The organism is Enterobacter sp. BIDMC 27, assembly GCF_000534415.1.
GTDB classification, from domain to species: domain Bacteria; phylum Pseudomonadota; class Gammaproteobacteria; order Enterobacterales; family Enterobacteriaceae; genus Enterobacter; species Enterobacter hormaechei_C.
The window spans coordinates 2,654,528-2,671,731 of the sequence record NZ_KI973178.1 but is presented as its reverse complement, the minus strand read 5'-3'; the positions used below and the strand labels follow the sequence as shown (position 1 = coordinate 2,671,731).

Genomic DNA, 17,204 nt, shown 5'->3' with positions numbered 1-17,204 from the left:
GCGGCCAAAAGACCGCTAAACCATGACGAAATTACTGGCCACTTAATACCCTCGCCGGATCAATTCGGCTTGCGCGACGCGCCGGATACCAGCTTGCCAGCAGACTCAGTAAAAGTGCTGTAACCAGCACATAAATAACGTCCAGCCAGTGCAGTTCAGACGGCAGGAAGTCAATAAAATAGATATCGCCTGACAGGAACTGATGGCCAATAAGCGCTTCAATCCCGTTGATAATCGGCGTCAGCTGAAGGGAAACCACCACGCCGATCGCCACGCCGCAGAGGCTGCCAAACAGCCCCGCCAGCAAACCGTACCAGACGAAGATCGCGCGAATAAGACCGTCTTTCGCCCCTAAGGTACGCAGCACGGCGATGTCGCCGCTCTTATCCTTAACGGCCATGACCAGCGTCGAGACGATATTAAAACACGCCACCCCAATCACCAGCACCATCGCCAGATACATAATCGCGCGGATCATCTGGATATCACGGTACATATACCCGTAAGTGCCGATCCAGCTTTTGATGTAGACATAGTTATTGGTCACGCTGCCAGCGTCACGCACCAGTTTATTGGCGTTGAAGACGTCGTTAACCTTAATGGCAATGCCCGTCACGCTGTCGCTCATATCCAGATACTGGCGCGCATCTTCCAGCGGCACCATCGCGAAGCTGTGGTCGAGCTGGCCGCTCAGTTGCAAAATACCGGTGACGTGCAGACGTACGCGCTTAGGCTGCTGCAATTTGTGATCAGCGCTGGCGTTCGGGATCATGATCGAGACCCAGTCGCCCTGCTTCACCTTCAGCGCATCGGCAACGCCTTTGCCCATGATGATCTGCTGCTCGCCAGCCTTAAAGTTTGCCCATGCGCCATTTTGCACATAGCGCGGCAGCGCGCTCAGACGCTCTTCCTGACGAGGATTTACCCCTTTCACCTGAATGGCGCGCAGGTTTACCCCGCTCTCTACCAGCCCGGTAAAGTTGATGTAAGGTGCAGCCGCCGCAATGCCGGGCACCTTTTCCACTTTGTTAAGGGCATCACGCCAGCTGGACCACGGCTGGTTAACCGGCTCGATTTCACCGTGGGGGACAACGGCCAGAATGCGGTTATTCAGTTCACGCTCAAAGCCGTTCATGGCGCTTAAGCCCACGATCAACACCGCCACGCCCAGGGCGATACCGATGGTGGAGATCACGGAGATAAGGGATACCATCCCGCTCCGGCGACGACCGCGGCTAAAGCGTAACCCGATGAGTAACGATAACGGTGAAGCCATTACTCCGCTCCCATCAGCGTCAGTTCAGCATTCAGACGACCGTCGCGCATTTCCAGCTGACGCCCCATCCGCTTAGCCAGTTGTAAATCGTGGGTGACCACCAGAAACGCGGTTCCCTGCGCGGCGTTCAGTTCGCCGAGAAGCTGGAAAATGCTGTCTGCGTTACGCGCATCGAGGTTACCTGTCGGTTCATCCGCCAGCACCAGGCGCGGGTTGTTGACCAGCGCACGGGCGATGGCCACACGCTGACGCTCACCGCCGGAAAGCTCAGACGGACGGTGATTTCCGCGATGACCCAGCCCTACCGCTTTTAGCATGTCGCTGGCGCGGGCATTAATTTCCGCGGGTTTCTTTTTACCAATCAGCAGCGGCATTGCGACGTTTTCCAGCGCCGTAAAGTCCGGCAGCAGATGGTGGAACTGATAGATAAAGCCCAGCTCGCGGTTACGCAGCTCGGCTTTCGCCGTAGACGACATTTTACTCAGCGGCTGCCCGGAGAAGATCACATCGCCTTCGGTTGGCGTGTCCAGCCCGCCAAGCAGGTGCAGCAACGTACTTTTACCGGAGCCAGAGCTACCGACAATCGCCATCATCTCGCCTTCGCCCACGCTAAAACTCACATTGTGCAACACGTCGGTCTGCACAGTGCCTTCCTGATAGCGTTTGGACAGGTTGTCGCACTGCAACAGGATCTTATTCATAACGTAAAGCCTCAGCGGGTTGAGTGGCGGCAGCCCGCCAGGAAGGATAAAGCGTAGAAAGCAGCGCAATGGCCATCGCGGCCAGCGCAATACCGACCACCTGGAGCGGCTCGATTGCCACCGGCAGCGCCGCGCCATCAAGCAGCGCGCCGATAATCGGCATGAGATTGTTGAGCTGGCTGGCGAGCAGCGCCCCCAGCGCCGCGCCGAGCAGCGCGCCAATGATGCCAGCGCTGGCACCCTGGACCATAAATACCGCCATGATCTGGCGCGGAGTCAGCCCCTGGGTTTGCAGAATGGCGACTTCGCCTTGCTTCTCCATTACCATCAGCCCGAGCGAGGTGATGATATTAAACGCGGCAACGGCCACGATCAGGCTCAGCAGCAGCCCCATCATGTTTTTCTCCATGCGCACGGCCTGGAACAGTTCGCCCTTCCGGTCGCGCCAGTCCTGCCATTTCGTCCCTTCCGGTAGCGTCTGCTGGCTAAGGGTATCCACCTTCAGCGGCGCATCAAGCCACAGACGCCAGCCGGTGATATTTCCCGCCGGGTAGCGCATCAGACGCGAGGCGTCCTGAATGTTAACCAGCATCTGGTAACCATCAACTTCGCTGTTCGCCGCAAACGTGCCAATCACGTTGAACAGGCGCTGGCTTGGCAGACGCCCCATCGGCGTAAACTGACTGGCTGACGGCACCATCACGCGCAGCTGATCGCCACGGTTGACCCCGAGCTGCCCGGCAAGCTGCTCGCCGAGGATGACGTTGTATTTACCCGCTTCCAGGTCGGTTTGTTTCACATTGACCAGGAACGGCGTCAGCGGATCTTTTTGCGCCGGATCGATACCCAGCATCACCCCGACCGCCACGCTACGGGCGCTTTGCAGCACCACATCGCCCGTCGTGAGCGGCGCAACGCGCGTGACACCCTGTAACTTCACCGCGCTTTCCGGCAGCTGTTGCGGATTAAGGGAACCCTGAGTGGAAGAGAGAACGGCCTGCGGCATCAGCCCCAGGATATTGTTTTGCAGCTCGCGCTCGAAGCCGTTCATGACGGAAAGCACCGTCACCAGTGCCATCACGCCAAGCGTAATGCCAATAGTCGAAAGCCAGGAGACAAAGCGACCGAAGCGGTCCGCGGCGCGCCCACGCATGTAACGTAAGCCTATAAAGAGTGCGACAGGTTGATACATGAAATCCGTCTGTTTGCTGATAGCAGACCCACGAGTATATAAGCGAATCCGCTAAGCGTAAATGACTGAAACCGTAAGATTCGGTAATCATTTTTCCGAAAAATTCAGATAAATCATCATGCTACTGACTGAACTTCCGCCAGACAGCCTCCACCTTTTCCGAAAATCGTCCTGATACAGACTGTTACCCGTTACATCAGGGTTTCATTTTACAACAATCGTCCTTTCGTTTATGGCAACAAGGTCGTCACGCACAATGAAACAAAAAGCATTATGGATTAACCAGATAAAAGGTCTGTGCATCTGCCTGGTGGTGATTTACCACTCGGTGATCACCTTTTATCCTCACCTGGACGGGCTACAGCATCCGTTATCGGGCCTGCTCGCCAAATGCTGGGTCTACTTTAATCTTTACCTTGCCCCGTTCCGTATGCCGGTGTTTTTCTTTATCTCCGGCTATTTGATCCGTCGATATATTGACGAGGTGAACTGGCGCACCAGTCTCGACAAGCGGATCTGGAGCATTGTCTGGGTTTTGGCCCTGTGGGGCGTCCTGCAATGGCAGGCGCTGACTCATCTGAATGCCTGGCTCGCCCCCGAGCGAGAGCTGGCGACAGCATCCAATGCGGCCTACGCCGATTCCGTTTCAGGGTTTGTACGGGGAATGCTCACGGCCAGCACCAGCCTATGGTATTTGTACGCCTTAGTGGTCTACTTTACGCTCTGTAAGCTGCTGAGCCGCTGGAAACTGCCGATGCTGGGGCTTCTGGCGCTGGCAAGCATCGCCATCAACTTCCTGCCGTTACCGTGGTGGGGAATGAACAGCGTGGTGCGCAACATGGTCTACTACAGCCTCGGCGCATGGTACGGCGCGCAGTTGATGGCGTGGATGAAAGGGATGAATTTGCGCCGCAGCTGGCTGATCCTCATCGCCTCTGGTGCGGTGTCTGTGGTGCTGTGGTTCGCTAACGTCCCTCTGCCGCTCTCTCTGCTGTCAATCGTGGTTATCATGAAGCTCTTTTACAGCTTCGAGCAGCGTTATGCCGTTCATCCCAATAATCTGCTGAACGTCATCGGTTCAAACACCATCGCGATATATACCACCCACCGCATTTTAATCGAGGCATTTAGCCTGCTCCTGATCCGCGAAATGAATGCGGCGTACTGGCCGATCTGGGCGGAGTTAACGCTGATTCTGGTTTATCCATTTATCAGCCTGCTCGTCTGCACGCTGGTTGGGCTGGGGGCACGTAAGCTCTCGACCGCCCTCTTTGGCGATCTTTTCTTCTCCCCTCCCGCGCGGCTTTCGCCCGTGCCCACGACCCGCTAACTAACCCTGTCCCATACGGGCTACAAAATAAGGCCTGCACAGACGGCTCCCTCTCCCTATGGGAGAGGGCTGGGGTGAGGGTGAACATACAGCTGTGGTGCTCGTTCCGTTCACCTTATGTTCCTTGCTATTCTATAACCGCACGAGCGGTGAACGTGCCAGGGTGGCTCAGTCGCCACCACCCTGGCAACCCGGGCTCCCGGCGGTAAATCGTCGCTTCGCGATACCCTCGGCTTATTCCTTCCGGCTATCGGGTCGGGCATGAGCCTGCATCCATGCAGGCCACGCCCTCTCGGCGCATCCCTGCGCCTCGCCCCGGCCTTCAGGAAACGCCTCAGCGATTTACAGCCGGACCAGGGCATCGCTGAAAGCCCTCAGTTAGTCTGAAGACAACGTTATTGCTTCTGCTTTCAAATTACTGAGGAACCCTCTACCCATCCGGGGGCACTTTCCCTCTTGTGCGGTTACGATTTGCTTATGTAAAACGATCGAGGATAATAAAGACATTGCGTATCAGTGATATGCCCCAATACTGTTGGTATATCCCCAAGAGACTCTGACATAGCCATGCCTGAACACTATCGTTACTCCTTGCCTGTCAAAGCGGGCGACCAGCGCCAGCTGGGCGAACTCACGGGCGCGGCCTGCGCCACCCTGGTGGCGGAAATTGCTGAGCGGCATCCAGGGCCGGTGGTGCTGGTTGCCCCGGACATGCAAAACGCCCTGCGCCTGCACGACGAAATTCGTCAGTTCACCGACAGTCTGGTATTCAGCCTGGCCGACTGGGAAACGCTTCCCTACGACAGTTTTTCTCCGCACCAGGAGATCATCTCCTCGCGCCTGTCGACGCTGTATCAGCTTCCCACCATGCAGCGCGGCGTGCTGATTGTGCCGGTGAATACCCTGATGCAGCGCGTCTGTCCGCACAGCTATTTGCACGGCCATGCGCTGGTGATGAAAAAAGGCCAACGCCTGTCGCGCGATGCCCTGCGCGTGCAGCTGGACGGAGCCGGCTATCGACATGTCGACCAGGTGATGGAGCACGGCGAATATGCGACGCGCGGTGCGCTGCTGGATCTCTATCCGATGGGCAGCGATCGGCCATATCGTCTGGATTTCTTTGATGATGAGATCGACAGCCTGCGCGTGTTCGACGCTGACACCCAGCGCACGCTGGAGGAAGTGGACTCCATTAACCTACTGCCCGCCCATGAGTTCCCGACGGATAAAACCGCCATCGAGCTGTTCCGCAGCCAGTGGCGCGACAGGTTCGACGTGAAGCGCGATGCCGAACATATCTACCAGCAAGTCAGCAAGGGCACCCTTCCGGCCGGGATCGAGTACTGGCAGCCCCTGTTCTTTAACGAACCGCTGCCGGCGCTGTTCAGCTACTTCCCGGCGAATACGCTGATTGTTAACACCGGGGATATCGACGCCAGTGCCAGCCGCTTTGAAAGCGAAACGCGCGCCCGCTTTGAAAACCGGGGCGTTGACCCGATGCGTCCGCTGCTGCCGCCGGAAATGCTGTGGCTACGTACCGACGAGCTCAACGCCGAGCTGAAACGCTGGCCGCGCATGCAGCTCAAAACCGACGCGCTTGCCGAGAAGGCGGCGAACACCAATCTCGCGTTCCGGACGCTGCCTGATCTGGCCGTCCAGGCGCAGCAGAAATCCCCCCTTGATAATCTGCGCAAGTTTCTTGAGTCCTTCACCGGGCCGGTGGTCTTCTCCGTTGAAAGTGAGGGTCGCCGTGAAGCGCTGGGCGAACTGCTGGGACGGATCAAAGTTGCGCCGAAGCGCATTCTTCGCCTGAGCGAAGCGACCGGAAATGGCCGTTACCTGATGATCGGCGCCGCCGAGCACGGATTCATTGATACGCTCAATAACCTGGCGTTGATTTGTGAAAGCGACCTGCTGGGCGAGCGCGTCGCGCGCCGTCGTCAGGACAGCCGTCGCACCATCAACCCAGACACCCTGATCCGTAACCTGGCCGAACTGCACCCCGGTCAGCCGATCGTTCACCTTGAACACGGGGTGGGTCGCTATCAGGGGATGACCACCCTCGAAGCAGGCGGCATCAAAGGTGAATACCTGATGCTGACCTACGCCAACGACGCCAAACTGTACGTGCCGGTGTCGTCCCTGCACCTGATCAGTCGCTACGCCGGGGGCGCGGAAGACAACGCGCCGCTGCATAAGCTGGGCGGCGATGCCTGGGCGCGCGCGCGCCAGAAGGCGGCGGAAAAAGTACGCGACGTGGCCGCCGAGCTGCTGGATATTTACGCCCAGCGTGCGGCCAAAGAGGGCTATGCGTTTAAGCATGATAAAGAGCAGTATCAGCTGTTCTGCGACAGCTTCCCGTTTGAAACTACGCCGGATCAGGCCCAGGCCATTAACGCCGTGCTGAGCGACATGTGCCAGCCGCTGGCCATGGACCGCTTGGTCTGCGGTGACGTGGGCTTCGGCAAAACCGAAGTGGCGATGCGTGCCGCCTTTTTGGCGGTGGAAAACAACAAGCAGGTGGCGGTGCTGGTGCCGACTACCCTCCTCGCCCAGCAGCACTTCGACAACTTCCGCGACCGCTTCGCCAACTGGCCGGTGCGCATTGAGATGCTGTCGCGTTTTCGCAGCGCCAAAGAGCAGACGCAAATCCTGGAACAGGCAAGCGAAGGCAAAATTGATATTCTGATCGGCACTCACAAGCTGCTGCAAAGCGACGTGAAGTGGAAAGATCTGGGGCTGCTGATCGTGGATGAAGAGCACCGCTTCGGGGTGCGCCATAAAGAGCGCATCAAAGCGATGCGCGCCGACGTCGACATTCTGACCCTGACCGCAACGCCGATCCCGCGCACCCTGAACATGGCGATGAGCGGCATGCGCGATCTGTCGATAATCGCCACCCCACCGGCGCGCCGTCTGGCGGTGAAAACCTTTGTTCGCGAGTACGACAATCTGGTGGTGCGCGAGGCGATCCTGCGCGAAGTGCTGCGCGGCGGCCAGGTGTATTACCTTTATAACGACGTCGAAAATATTCAGAAAGCCGCCGACAGGCTGGCAGAGCTGGTACCGGAAGCGCGCATCGCCATTGGTCACGGCCAGATGCGCGAGCGCGAGCTGGAGCGGGTGATGAACGATTTCCACCACCAGCGTTTCAACGTGCTGGTGTGTACCACCATCATTGAGACCGGGATCGACATTCCAACGGCGAACACCATCATTATCGAACGTGCGGATCACTTCGGCCTGGCCCAGCTGCACCAGCTGCGCGGGCGCGTCGGGCGCTCGCACCATCAGGCCTACGCCTGGCTGCTGACGCCGCATCCGAAGGCGATGACCACCGACGCGCAAAAGCGTCTGGAAGCTATCGCCTCGCTGGAAGATCTGGGCGCTGGCTTTGCGCTGGCGACCCACGACCTGGAGATCCGCGGCGCCGGTGAGCTGCTGGGTGAAGACCAGAGCGGCTCCATGGAAACCATCGGTTTCTCGCTGTATATGGAGCTGCTGGAAAATGCCGTCGATGCGCTTAAAGCCGGACGTGAACCGTCTCTGGAAGATCTCACCAGCCAGCAGACCGAAGTGGAACTGCGCATGCCTTCTCTGCTGCCGGATGATTTTATTCCTGACGTGAATACCCGTCTGTCGTTCTACAAACGCATTGCCAGCGCGAAAAGCGAAGGCGAGCTGGAAGAGATCAAAGTCGAACTGATTGACCGTTTTGGGATATTGCCCGATGCGGCGCGCAACCTGCTGGATATTGCCCGCCTGCGTCAGCAGGCGCAGAAGCTGGGCATTCGCAAGCTTGAAGGCAATGAGAAAGGCGGCGTCATTGAGTTTGCCGAGAAGAACCACGTCGATCCGATGTGGCTGATTGGCCTCCTGCAAAAACAGCCGCAGCATTTCCGTCTTGATGGCCCGACGCGTCTGAAATTCACTCAGGATCTGACGGAACGTAAAACCCGCATGGACTGGGTGCGTAATTTTATGCGTCAGCTGGAAGAGAACGCCATCGCATAACGGTATCCCCCGCCAGCGCCCGGCTGGCGGGGGGACAATTTACAAACTCTTTGCACTTCGCCCGAACTTCCCGACTATACATTCGCCATAATTATCATTAACGCCTTATAAAACAATAACCTTATCATTTGCATGGATTATGATAATGATGATTTCTTCGCGTTTTACCCGCTGGTTAACTCTGCTTGCGCTGGCCGCGACGGTTGCCGTCGCGCTCCCTGCTCGCGCCAATACCTGGCCTCTTCCGCCTGCCGGCAGCAATGTCGTAGGTGAAAACCGCTTTCACGTGGTTGAAAACGATGGCGGTTCGCTGGAAGCGATTGCCAAAAAATATAACGTCGGGTTCCTGGCGCTGTTGCAGGCCAACCCGGGCGTAGATCCATACGTGCCCCGTGCAGGCAGCGTACTGACGATTCCGCTGCAAACCATCCTGCCGGACGCGCCGCGTCAGGGCATTGTGATTAACCTCGCCGAGCTGCGTCTGTATTACTACCCGCCGGGCAAGAACGAAGTGACCGTCTACCCTATCGGTATTGGTCAGTTGGGGGGCGATACGCTCACGCCTACCATGGTCACCACCGTCTCTGATAAGCGCGCTAATCCAACCTGGACCCCGACGGCAAACATTCGCGCCCGTTATAAAGCTCAAGGTATCGACCTGCCTGCCGTGGTGCCTGCTGGCCCGGATAATCCGATGGGGCACCATGCGATTCGCCTGGCGGCATACGGTGGGGTTTATCTTCTGCACGGAACGAATGCGGATTTCGGGATCGGGATGCGCGTCAGCTCCGGCTGCATTCGCCTGCGCGATGACGATATCAAAACGCTCTACCGCGTGATCGCCCCTGGCACGAAAGTGAATATCATTAATACGCCGATTAAAGTGTCTGAAGAGCCGGGTGGCGTCCGTCTGGTTGAGATCCACCAGCCGCTATCGAAAAACATCAATGACGATCCGCAGACGCTGCCGATTAATCTGAATGCCTCGATGGTGAGCTTTAAAACGAATGCCAATACCGATGGCGCGGTGATGGAGCGGGCGATGGAAGCGCGCTCGGGGATGCCAACCGATGTCACGCGGCATCATGAGGTTGCTCAGCAATCAATGTAAAGCAGTAATAACGACAAACGCCCTGCATCAGCAGGGCGTTTTTTATTGCAGTGGCATAACGGAGGGTTGCGTTACGCTTATTTGTAGATAACAGCGGTACCGTGCAGGGTGTTAGGACCGGTCACAGAGGTGATGCGGAATGATTTCGCACCCATTTCGTCAGCTTTTTGTGCCAGCTGATCTTCCAGAGAGCCCAGATTAGTCCCGGCAGTGGCAGAGATGGTACCGACTTTCTGCTGGTCTGCTGGCGTGGATTGCACTTCAACAGCAGCGAAGCTTGCGAAAGAGAGTGAACTCAGAACGGCGGCAGCGATGAGGGTTTTAACGTTTTTCATGATTTTATACCTTTAGGCAGATGATGTAGTGGTCGTTAGTTATTTAGTTAACGATCGATAGGTAAATGATAGATGTGATCCAGGTCACACGTCAACCCATTTTTATAATGGTCGTTAAATTAATTTCATTTGCCTTATATTTCATAAAGATAAAATTAAATTATTTTTCAGAAATCACCGCTGGTCGTTGCAGACGTTTATTTTTATAATGACTATTCAACAAAACAACAGAGGACCAACGGCACATGACAACCGATGTTACGCGTTGCGCGAAGAAAAGCCGTGGCCGACCAAAAGTGTTCGACAGGGATGCGGCGCTCGATAAGGCCATGACGCTCTTCTGGCAGCATGGGTATGAAGCTACGTCGCTTTCCGATCTCGTGGAAGCAACGGGCGCGAAAGCCCCTACCCTGTACGCAGAGTTCACCAACAAAGAAGGCTTATTCCGGGCCGTTCTGGACAGATACATCGCGCGCTTCGCGGCAAAACACGAAGCCCAGCTGTTCTGCGAAGAAAAAACGGTTGAGCAGGCATTGCAGGATTATTTCACGGCAATCGCGACCTGCTATACCAGCAAGGACACGCCTGCGGGCTGTTTTATGATCAACACCTCCGCTACCCTCGCGGCATCGTCTAAAGAGATTGCCAACACGGTCAAATCGCGACATGCGATGCAGGAGGAGACGCTCAGCACGTTTCTGGCTCAGCGTCAGCAGCGCGGCGAAATACCGGCGCATTGCCGTCCGCAGGAGCTTTCCCAGTATCTGAGCTGTATTTTACAGGGGATGTCCATCAGCGCCCGTGAAGGCGCGACGCTGGAAAAATTGCAGGGGATTACGCAAACAACGCTGCGCCTGTGGCCTGAACTTCTTAAACTCTGACGCAAAAAAAAGCTCCTCAGCCTGAGCGCATGAGGAGCTAAGTTCAGAGAACATCTTTTTTACACTTTGTTATTCAGTATCAGCTGACCGTTGCTGTCGAGAGGGATCTGCGTGCCAGGATCTTTATCCATGCGGATTTTGCCCTGCTGATCGCCAATTTTGTAGGTTACGTCATAGCCCAACATTTTTTCAGACTTGTCATACACGGTTTTACAGCGCTGCTGCGTTGTGGTGTAGGTATCATTTTCCTGCATCGCGCCCTGTACCTGGTTACCGGCATAACCGCCACCCAGCGCACCAACCACCGTCGCGACATCCTTACCACGGCCGCCACCAAACTGATGACCAATCACCCCTCCAGCAACCGCGCCCAGTACGGAGCCAGCGATACGGTTTTCATCCTGAACCGGACGACGATGGGTGACAGAAACATTACGGCACTCCTGACGAGGCGTCTTGACCGTCTCTTTGATCGGTGTAGCGGAAACCACCTGCGCATACTGCGGGCCACGATCAAGTACGTTCAGACTGGCAACGGCAGCCACACCTAACGCAGCTGCGACGCCAATCCCTATACCCGCCAACATTGATTTATTCACGGGACTTCCTCCTTTGTTGCAATTGGTAGCAATTTTGCAGCGCAATAAACGCTTCGCCAATAAGATAAAGGATCAAAATCAGGGCTGTTGACCGGGACAACGTGGGTTTAAGAGAACTCTTAAGCGTCATGAGGGAAATGCACAGCATGATGTGCTAAGAATTCCCTCCGGAGGGCCCGGAGGGAGAGAGAAATTAGTGCAGCTTCAGGCGTGGACGGATCACGCGGTTGATGCGGCCAACCAGCATCATCAGGCCGGTTTTGAAGTAGCCGTGCAGCGCAATCTGGTGCATACGGTACAGAGAAATGTACACGAAGCGGGCGATGCGCCCTTCCACCATCATGGAGCCGCGCATCAGGTTACCCATCAGGCTGCCCACGGTGGAGAAGTTTGAGAGCGACACCAGAGAGCCGTGGTCTTTGTAGACATAGGCTTTCATCGGTTTGCCTTTCATCTGCGCCAGGATGTTATGCAGCACGAGGCTTGCCATCTGGTGCGCGGCCTGGGCGCGAGGCGGTACAAATCCGCCTTCCGGACGTGCGCAGGAGGCACAGTCGCCAATGGCGAAGATGTCCGGATCGCGCGTGGTTTGCAGCGTCGGCTCTGTCACCAGCTGGTTAATGCGGTTCGTCTCCAGCCCACCGATATCTTTCATGAAATCAGGCGCTTTGATCCCCGCAGCCCAAACCATCAGGTCGGCCTGGATATATTCGCCGTCTTTGGTATGCAGGCCGCCCTCATCCGCGCTGGTCACCATGGTCTGGGTCAGCACGCGCACGCCCAGTTTGGTCAGCTCGTTGTGCGCCGCGCCGGAAATACGCGGCGGCAGCGCAGGCAGAATACGTTCACCTGCTTCCACCAGCGTCACATTCAGCGCTTCGTTAGTCAGCCCTTTGTAGCCGTAGCTGTGCAGCTGTTTGACCGCATTGTGCAACTCCGCCGATAATTCAACGCCCGTTGCGCCGCCGCCCACGATAGCAATGTTGACCTTGCCGTTAGCACCCATGTTATTGGTGTACTTCAGGAACAGGTTAAGCATCTCCTGATGGAAACGACGCGCCTGATGCGGGTTATCCAGGAAGATGCAGTGCTCTTTTACGCCTGGGGTGTTGAAATCATTGGAGGTACTGCCCAGGGCCATCACCAGCGTGTCATAGGCCAGCTTGCGCTCAGGAACCAGCAACTCGCCTTTATCATCACGCAGCTCAGCCAGCGTGATGGTTTTGTTTTCACGATTGATATCCACCACCGAACCCAGCTGGAACTGGAAGTGGTGGTTACGCGCATGCGCCAGATAGCTCAGCGCATCCACGCCCTCATCCAGCGACCCGGTCGCCACTTCGTGCAGTAACGGCTTCCACAGATGACTGTGGTTACGATCCACCAGCGTGATTTTGGCTTTCTTACCGCGACCCAGCTTCTTACCCAGCTGTGTCGCCAGCTCCAGTCCGCCAGCACCACCGCCGACAATCACTATCTTTTTCAATGGCGTAGTCAACGTGACCCCCTCAAATTATTAACCAATTGTTAATTAAAAGTTATATAAATAACCCTTAATTAACAACAGGTTACTGCGCTGAAACCATTCAGATTCATTGAGAATAGCACGTCAGGCGCATTGGTCATACCAAAATTGATATGTATCAAGTTTTGATGGTTTAAAAGTAGACAACTCTGACAAAAAAGAGGCCCGGTACGCTTTCACGTACCGGGCCTTTATCAGGTTCAGGGAGATCAGCCCAGCGTTTTAAAGGCTTTAATACGCTGCAAGTGCGGGGAAATGTTTTTGAACTTGTGGGTCTGCTCTTCGTCCCAGACAATTTCGTAGTAATGGTGCAGAAGCTCGGCGGCGCGGGAGCTGTTCAGCGCTTCATCGTTGCGGGAGAGGATCACCAGACACCGATCGCGGTTCTTTTCACGGAAATTGCTCACGCATTTAGTTGCGATGTCGGCGTACTCCTCCGGGCGATCGATTTTGCCTTCCATGTTTTCGTTCGGAAAGAGGTTAGGATTAAAAATGACCTGACGGATATCGCACAAAAAACCGATGCGCTCTGCCCAGTATCCTCCCAACCCCACGCCGCAGATCAGCGGGCGATCGTCGATATTGAGCTGCAACATTTTATCCACTTCTTTAAGCAGATGCTGCATGTCATGCTTCGGATGACGTGTGCTGTAACTGATCAGCCGGACATCCGGATCGATAAACTGCAATTGCAGCACTTTCTCATGATTACCAGGACTGTTTGAGTCAAAACCGTGTAAATAGATGATCATCGTCTCACCACGCTACGCCTTCCGGGATGAATTAAAGGGCTGCTTTATGTGCCTGCCAGCGCTCGTTCAGGGCTTCAAGCCGGGCGTTTACCGTTTTCCAGCGCGCCGAGTCCATCAGCTCCTGACGACTAAATGAACCTTTATGATACAATTGTGTAACACGTTCAGCATTGATCGGCGACAGGTTATCCAGCACGCTCACCGCCCCTTTACGATTATTGCAGACGAGGATCATATCGCAACCCGCATCCAGCGAAGCCTGCCCACGTTCGGCATAGCTACCCATAATTGCCGCCCCCTCCATGGATAAATCGTCAGAGAAAATTACGCCATTGAAGCCTAATTCCTGACGCAGTACGGTTTTCAGCCAGTGCGGAGAGCCGCTGGCCGGACGCGGATCGACCTCACTGTAGATGACGTGCGCAGGCATGATGGCATCCAGCTTGTTATCAGCGATCAGCGAGCGGAAAACCGACATGTCTTTAGCGCGAATGTCTGCTTCCGGGCGCGGATCGCGCGGGGTTTCTTTATGGGAATCCGCCGTCACCGCCCCGTGGCCCGGGAAATGTTTGCCGGTGGTTTTCATGCCCGCAGCATGCATACCGTCAATAAAGCGCGTCGCCATTGCCAGCGCAATACGCGGATCGTCATGATACGAACGCTCACCAATTGCCGCGCTAATGTGTCCTACGTCCAGCACCGGGGCGAAGCTGATGTCGATATCCATGGCGATCATCTCGCTGGCCATCAGCCAGCCGGCGTCCTGCGCCAGTTGACCGCCCTCTTCGATCCCCAGCAGCGCAGCAAAAGATTGCGCGGCGGGTAAACGGGTAAACCCTTCGCGGAAACGCTGCACACGCCCACCTTCCTGGTCTACGGCCACCACCAGGTGATTGCGCGACGCCGCACGGATCTGGCGAACCAGCTCACGCAACTGCTCCGGATCATGATAATTGCGGGTGAAAAGAATCAGCCCCCCTACCAGCGGATGCGCCAGAATTTCGCGCTCTTCCGCATCCAGCTCAAACCCTTCGACATCCAACATTACTGGACCCACACCTACCTCTCTTATCCTTTCGTTTGTAACTGACGCCAGGCATCATTTGCCAGCGCAATAAATTGTTTGTCATCTGTCTGCTGAAGGCGCATTTCAAACCATCCCGCCATCAGCATCAACACCCACGGACGCCAGCGCGCGACCTGCCGCGCAAGGGTGAGCGTATTGATGTTGGCGTTTCGGGCATAGGCGGTTATCAGCTGCTCGCGCGACGCCTCATCAGGCATCCAGACCGCAGCGAGTTCGAGCGCCACGTCACCGTCTCCGGCATATTCCCAGTCGATAAGTTTCTCGCCTGCCGTGGTATGAACGATATTACCCGCGTGGACATCCATATGCAGCGGCGCCAGACGTAACGCCTGCGGCTCTCCCGCTCTGCGTAGCCGCTTAAGCTGCGCCAGCCAGTAGGGCGTGCGTCGTCCAGGCGCAGCCTGCTGCCAGTAGTGATCCAGCAAAGGAAGTAACGTTACCCGCCAGCCCAGACGCGGCTGGCGATGCAGATGATACAGCATGGCTGCAAGCGCAGGCGTATCGGGAAGCTCGCTTTTGATCTCACCCGCAATAAACGCCACCGCCATCCAGTCTCTGATAAAGAGATGAGGTTGTGGCGCAAGGTCGGCGGGCAGGCGCTTCAGGGCGCGGAACTGGCGATGAAAATGGGAGGCAGGCGCGGCGGCATCGTGATGCTGACGTAAAACCAGCCGATGGTCGCCACGCTCAATAATGCAACTCGCGCCGCCAAGCCCGGCGGGGGCTTGCGGCGCGATAACACGGTACTGAGGGAAATAACGCGTCAGGACGTCATGACGCGTGCGCTTATTGTTGCGTAACGGCACCTTTACCTGACCAGATAATTTCGCCGGTCTGAACCAGCATTAACTGCATCTGCAACGACGGCGTGTTCACGTTGCCTGTCGCGTTAGAATAAAGGACATACTGCGCGCCAACGTTGCGGGCAATACCCATCGCTTTACTGCGCGAACCCAGGCTGTCCTGAGGCGACAGACCAAGCTGCTGCTTGGCGACCGCGAGCTGCTGAGCTGAGACCAGCGTAAATTTACCGTTGTTTGCCAGCGCGTTGCGCAGGGTTTCCGTCGCTTCTCCCGCATTCAGGGAACCGTTTGTACGGTTGTTCACGCTATCCACCAGCAGCACGCTGCCGGGCGTAACGCCCTGTGCCTGCAACATTTTGCCCACCATCGGCTGCATTGCGCCGTTCCAGTCATAGTGGCGTACTCGCGGCGCAGGCTGTGCGGTGTCGTCCGGATGTTCGATCGGGCCAGGCTGCGCCGGAATGGTCGGTACAGACGGCACGGTTGGAACAGGCTGCGCTGGCGTTGTTGGCTGTTCCGTTCCCGGCTTCGCCTGATCTACCGGTGCTGGTTCTTCCGTTCGCGTCACACAACCCGCCAGAAAGAGTGCAAAAGCACTCAGGAGCGCATAACGGCTCATTGTTTTAATCAAGGTTCACTCCTTACAAATAAAGATAAAGTCTCACCTTATGTGCACCCAGATAGCTGGCGCTGCCGTAGAGCGTGACTGACGATCTTGCCGGGATGGTCACGCTGCGCGGCGCCTCAAGCGGGTGCATCTCAAGACCTCTCACGTCATACCAGTAGAAGCGATAATGCACCGTCACTGGCTCTTGCCTTTCGTTATAGAGCGTAGAGGAGGCTGAAGACTGGATTTCGCTTATGGTCAGCGAAGGCTTCTCCGCCGTGATGCCCGCAGCAAGCACTGAGGACTCCATCACCAGCGTCTGTTCTTCACTGACCGGGATGGCGGGACGCGCGCTGCACCCAACCATTACCAGCGTCACGATCAGCGCTGCAATACGCCCAGTTAACATATTAAAGACCTTTATGTGCCAGCATCGGTCCCAGTGGACGTCCACCCAGCAGATGCATATGAATATGATAGACTTCCTGGCCGCCATGGCGATTACAGTTCATGATCAGACGGTATCCGTCTTCAGCAATCCCTTCCTGCTCTGCGATTTTCGCGGCTACCGTAAGCATACGGCCCAGCGCCACTTCATGCTCGGTTTTAACGTCATTAACGGTCGGGATCAGAATATTGGGAATAATAAGGATGTGCGTCGGCGCCTGGGGAGAAATGTCGCGGAAAGCCGTGACCAGTTCATCCTGATAGACAATATCCGATGGAATTTCGCGGCGGATAATTTTACTGAAAATCGTTTCTTCAGCCATGACCTTTTCCTTTTAAGTTTAATCTGGCGTCGTGCGTCCGTTGTTAACACACATTGTCTGATTTACTGCGTGACACAAGACAAGAGTATGAGCGAGTTTCTCCTGTCCTTTCAACCTTCTCCCGTGATTTCTTTCCTGATTGTCCGCCATCTGGCTGAAGAGGCATCGCTTTAGGACATTTCTTTTCTGAAACCTTATTTCAGTTCATCCCGAAACATCTG

Annotated in this window: 16 protein-coding genes; 4 read left to right on the top strand and 12 right to left on the bottom strand. The window is 56.0% G+C overall.

Annotated features, from left to right (window positions below; genetic code table 11):
- Nucleotides 1-31: 31 nt before the first annotated feature.
- From lolE to lolC, 3 genes are read right to left on the bottom strand one after another with little or no spacing between them, the layout of a single operon-like run.
- On the bottom strand, nucleotides 32-1,276 hold the full coding sequence (gene lolE, locus L463_RS10075) for a lipoprotein-releasing ABC transporter permease subunit LolE (RefSeq protein ID WP_017384711.1): 1,245 nt from the start codon (nucleotides 1,274-1,276) through the stop codon (nucleotides 32-34).
- Complete coding sequence (gene lolD / locus L463_RS10080) at nucleotides 1,276-1,977, bottom strand: lipoprotein-releasing ABC transporter ATP-binding protein LolD (protein ID WP_015570809.1); 702 nt, start codon at nucleotides 1,975-1,977, stop codon at nucleotides 1,276-1,278. Before lolD ends, lolE begins: the two co-directional genes overlap by 1 nt.
- A complete protein-coding gene (gene lolC / locus L463_RS10085) occupies nucleotides 1,970-3,169 on the bottom strand; it encodes a lipoprotein-releasing ABC transporter permease subunit LolC (protein WP_032104501.1) in 1,200 nt (399 codons plus the stop codon). Before lolC ends, lolD begins: the two co-directional genes overlap by 8 nt.
- Nucleotides 3,170-3,425: 256 nt before the next feature.
- On the opposite strand from lolC, the gene L463_RS10090 reads away from it, so the two are divergent.
- The 3 genes from L463_RS10090 to L463_RS10100 all read left to right on the top strand — a co-directional run bounded on the left by L463_RS10090 (nucleotide 3,426) and on the right by L463_RS10100 (nucleotide 9,624).
- Nucleotides 3,426-4,499, top strand: coding sequence for an acyltransferase family protein (locus L463_RS10090; RefSeq protein ID WP_023296315.1), 1,074 nt, complete (start codon nucleotides 3,426-3,428; stop codon nucleotides 4,497-4,499).
- Nucleotides 4,500-5,066: 567 nt separating this feature from the next.
- Nucleotides 5,067-8,513 carry a transcription-repair coupling factor gene (mfd, locus tag L463_RS10095; protein WP_017693631.1) on the top strand — a complete coding sequence of 1,149 codons (3,447 nt, stop codon included), beginning with the start codon at nucleotides 5,067-5,069 and terminating at the stop codon, nucleotides 8,511-8,513.
- A 145-nt stretch (nucleotides 8,514-8,658) separates the two neighbouring features.
- Nucleotides 8,659-9,624, top strand: a complete 966-nt coding sequence (locus tag L463_RS10100) for a L,D-transpeptidase LdtC (protein ID WP_023296314.1) — start codon at nucleotides 8,659-8,661, stop codon at nucleotides 9,622-9,624.
- 77 nt (nucleotides 9,625-9,701) lie between these two features.
- Here L463_RS10100 and bhsA read toward each other — a convergent pair whose 3' ends face one another.
- Entirely contained in the window at nucleotides 9,702-9,959 is a 258-nt protein-coding gene (gene bhsA, locus L463_RS10105; RefSeq protein ID WP_006809234.1) for a multiple stress resistance protein BhsA, read from the bottom strand.
- A gap of 245 nt (nucleotides 9,960-10,204) precedes the next feature.
- Between bhsA and L463_RS10110 the strand changes: the two genes are divergently transcribed.
- Nucleotides 10,205-10,840: a TetR/AcrR family transcriptional regulator gene (locus tag L463_RS10110; protein ID WP_015570813.1), complete on the top strand. Its 636-nt coding sequence runs from the start codon at nucleotides 10,205-10,207 to the stop codon at nucleotides 10,838-10,840.
- Nucleotides 10,841-10,899: 59 nt separating this feature from the next.
- Here the strand turns inward: L463_RS10110 and L463_RS10115 are convergent, their stop codons facing one another.
- The 8 genes from L463_RS10115 to hinT form a co-directional block, all read right to left on the bottom strand.
- Nucleotides 10,900-11,439, bottom strand: a complete 540-nt coding sequence (locus tag L463_RS10115) for a glycine zipper 2TM domain-containing protein (RefSeq protein WP_017384715.1) — start codon at nucleotides 11,437-11,439, stop codon at nucleotides 10,900-10,902.
- Between the two features lie 193 nt (nucleotides 11,440-11,632).
- A complete protein-coding gene (locus L463_RS10120) occupies nucleotides 11,633-12,937 on the bottom strand; it encodes an NAD(P)/FAD-dependent oxidoreductase (protein ID WP_017693633.1) in 1,305 nt (434 codons plus the stop codon).
- A gap of 236 nt (nucleotides 12,938-13,173) precedes the next feature.
- Entirely contained in the window at nucleotides 13,174-13,716 is a 543-nt protein-coding gene (gene ycfP / locus L463_RS10125) for an alpha/beta hydrolase YcfP (protein ID WP_006809239.1), read from the bottom strand.
- Nucleotides 13,717-13,747: 31 nt separating this feature from the next.
- Entirely contained in the window at nucleotides 13,748-14,773 is a 1,026-nt protein-coding gene (nagZ, locus tag L463_RS10130; protein WP_003857934.1) for a beta-N-acetylhexosaminidase, read from the bottom strand.
- An 11-nt stretch (nucleotides 14,774-14,784) separates the two neighbouring features.
- Nucleotides 14,785-15,609, bottom strand: a complete 825-nt coding sequence (gene thiK, locus L463_RS10135) for a thiamine kinase (RefSeq protein ID WP_032104502.1) — start codon at nucleotides 15,607-15,609, stop codon at nucleotides 14,785-14,787.
- Entirely contained in the window at nucleotides 15,590-16,234 is a 645-nt protein-coding gene (gene lpoB / locus L463_RS10140; protein ID WP_085939398.1) for a penicillin-binding protein activator LpoB, read from the bottom strand. The genes thiK and lpoB overlap by 20 nt, the downstream gene beginning before the upstream one ends.
- Before the next feature lie 13 nt (nucleotides 16,235-16,247).
- On the bottom strand, nucleotides 16,248-16,622 hold the full coding sequence (locus tag L463_RS10145) for a YcfL family putative periplasmic lipoprotein (protein WP_003857939.1): 375 nt from the start codon (nucleotides 16,620-16,622) through the stop codon (nucleotides 16,248-16,250).
- A 1-nt stretch (nucleotide 16,623) separates the two neighbouring features.
- On the bottom strand, nucleotides 16,624-16,983 hold the full coding sequence (hinT, locus tag L463_RS10150) for a purine nucleoside phosphoramidase (protein WP_006809243.1): 360 nt from the start codon (nucleotides 16,981-16,983) through the stop codon (nucleotides 16,624-16,626).
- Nucleotides 16,984-17,204: the final 221 nt, after the last annotated feature.